At 59.0% G+C, this 2,021-nt stretch carries 3 protein-coding genes; 1 reads left to right on the top strand and 2 read right to left on the bottom strand.

The genetic code is table 11. From position 1 onward, the window contains the following. Positions 1 to 278: 278 nt before the first annotated feature. Together ACGLHR_RS51555 and ACGLHR_RS51560 are read right to left on the bottom strand one after the other, a co-directional pair. Positions 279 to 491 carry a hypothetical protein gene (locus ACGLHR_RS51555; RefSeq protein WP_400103832.1) on the bottom strand — a complete coding sequence of 71 codons (213 nt, stop codon included), beginning with the start codon at positions 489 to 491 and terminating at the stop codon, positions 279 to 281. 342 nt (positions 492 to 833) lie between these two features. Next, complete coding sequence (locus ACGLHR_RS51560; protein WP_400103834.1) at positions 834 to 1,556, bottom strand: TetR/AcrR family transcriptional regulator; 723 nt, start codon at positions 1,554 to 1,556, stop codon at positions 834 to 836. Here ACGLHR_RS51560 and ACGLHR_RS51565 point away from each other — a divergent pair. Next, on the top strand, positions 1,555 to 2,010 hold the full coding sequence (locus ACGLHR_RS51565; protein ID WP_400103836.1) for an NAD(P)H-binding protein: 456 nt from the start codon (positions 1,555 to 1,557) through the stop codon (positions 2,008 to 2,010). The genes ACGLHR_RS51560 and ACGLHR_RS51565 overlap by 2 nt on opposite strands. Positions 2,011 to 2,021 lie beyond the last annotated feature (11 nt).

The following is a 2,021-nucleotide window of genomic DNA, read 5'->3' on the forward strand; positions in this document are numbered from 1 at the left end:
CTCGACCGCCTCGTCATAAGCCTCATCGACATGCCGCCTATAAGGCTTGCTGAGGGAGGCTTAACTTGGGTGGATTGCCCCTGCAGCCCCTGCGGCCCGCGTGGCGCGCCATGCCCACGTCGCGAGCACGGGTGACAGACAGTGTTATGGTTTGTCCATCGGCGCGCCGGCCTGGACTGGCCCCGCGCCTTGCGCGTTCCAACTGCTCCAATCCTCGGCAGGCCATCATGGCCAGCGCAATCCTTCTCGAAAACATTCACGCCAGCGCCCAGCAAATGCTAGCACGCCACCGGATCGACGTCGCCACGCAAGGCAAGGCAAGGCCCTGGCCGGCGAGCCGCTGCTGCATGCACGAGCGCTGGATTCTTTGCCGCGTAGCCATCCCCAAGGTGCTTATCGATATCCTGCTTGGCCTCGTACAGATAGCTCGCTGCGGTCGAACTGGCTTGGTCCATCAATGTGGTGAAATCGGCTTCGATATAGTGGCTCATGGTCGAGGCCGCGTCCGGCGGCTCTAGCCGATCGCGGCGCCGGGGGAACGGCGGCTATCGGTTCGCAAAGCAGCCATAGCGGCTCTCGATGTTATCGGGCAGCTTTGGGTCGGAAGCGGTCGACTGGTGTGTCAATCAACCACCTCAACCACCTCATCAACCGCGGCCGGCGACAAATTCGGAGAGGTAGACCCAGCCGCCGACCTTCTTGCCCTTGGCGATCACGCTCACGGCATCGACGAGTCGATTCAATAGTTCAACCAGACGACCGCATCATCTAGTCGTTCACCCGGGAATCTAAAGGCATGTGAGTCCGCCGGTTTGAAGGAAAACCAGGCTCGCTCAGCGCGCGCGTGCTGTCGACTTTGTCCTGCTTGACCTTACTTGTGTGTGTGGAGGGGGCGGCCACGCCGACATAGCGATGTCAATCATGCGATCGAGCGCGTCCGTACACGCGCCGGCCTGCGGCAAATTCAAAAGTGCCTGTAAGACCCCAAGGTAGTGCCACGCGAGTGCGTCAACGTCCGTGTCCCTCGGCAATTCACCATTCGCTATTCCGTCGCGCAAAACGCCTGCAATCACCTCGCGCTGAAGACCAGCGCTTGCTCGCGCAGATGCTTTCCCCTCCGCTGTGAGGTCCACCATCTCTGCGCAGCTTCGCGATATCAGGCAGCCCGCTGGGCGCTGTAAGTCTGGGGGCGCTGGCAAGTAGGCACGTAGGATTGCCTGGAGACGGCCTCGCGCAGTATCTGCTTCGACCCCGTTCATCCGCTTGAGCACTCGCTCCGTATATGCTGCAAGTGCCTCCAGGAAGAGACCGCCCTTGTCACCAAATCGTTGGTAGAGGCTGGAACGGGCCAAGCCCGTCGCCTCGGTAAGGTCTTTGATTGAGGCCACCGCATAGCCGTGGCGCCAAAAGACCTTCATGGCCGCATCGATTACGGCCGCTTCGTCGAATTGCGGCTTTCCGCTCATTGATTCCTCACTGAACAACTTGACAAACTGGAACGAAAGTTCCAACATTATTGGACCGTTCGTTCCATGATACATCAAAGGACCCTTCATGACTGTCAATTCAACCGCCAGGTCTCAAAGACCACGCATTGCTATCGCCGGAGCTACCGGCCGCGTCGGTTCCACGTTGATCGGCCTCCTTGCCTCGGAGCCTGCCGACGTCGTCGCTTTGACCCGCAACCCAGATGCGGCAATTCTGCCCGTCGGGATGGCAGCAGCTAAAGTTGACTTCGATGAACCGCGCACACTCGTAGACGCGCTTCAAGGTATTGACCGGCTGTTCGTCTCGCACGGCACATCATTGCAACAGGTGGAACATGAAATTGCACTGATTGATGCCGCGGTCGTCTCGGGCGTCAGTCACATCGTCAAGCTCTCGGCGTTTGGGCCTCCAACCCGCTTGAACCCGATGTCCTGGCACATGCAAATCGAGGCACATCTAGTACAACATCTCGTAAATAGGTTTAATAATTATCGGGCTGCAAATATGGCTCCAGTAGGGTGACGATCACCTCG

The sequence above is a fragment of the Cupriavidus sp. CuC1 genome, assembly GCF_044627735.1.
Classification (GTDB): Bacteria; Pseudomonadota; Gammaproteobacteria; order Burkholderiales; family Burkholderiaceae; genus Cupriavidus; species Cupriavidus ulmosensis.